1 pseudogene is annotated in these 242 nt (G+C 62.8%); it reads right to left on the reverse strand.

Annotation, left to right across the window (positions count from 1 at the left end):
• A pseudogene (locus SB772_RS44830) lies at positions 1 to 226 on the reverse strand (hypothetical protein); the annotation flags it as partial.
• Positions 227 to 242: the final 16 nt, after the last annotated feature.

Consider the following 242-nt stretch of genomic DNA (forward strand, 5'->3'; position numbering starts at 1 on the left):
CCAGTGAGTAAGGCAGGTCGAGCAAGTTCAGGGCGGGTCCTTCCAGGGTGCCGAGATGAATGTCGCCACCCTCGGCAGCTTCGGCTTGCAGCACGGCAAGGAGTTCAATGTTTTGTTCCGCGTTGGCCGCCAGCACCACTTCGCCGATGGAACTGCCATGGCTCGGGGAAAACAGCGGCGTGCCGGGGGCGGGCAATTCGCTGGCGTCCAGGGTCAGACGGTACAAGCGGCGCTTGAGTTTG

The sequence above is a fragment of the Paraburkholderia sp. SIMBA_030 genome (genome assembly GCF_046535245.1).
Taxonomy (GTDB): Bacteria; Pseudomonadota; Gammaproteobacteria; order Burkholderiales; family Burkholderiaceae; genus Paraburkholderia.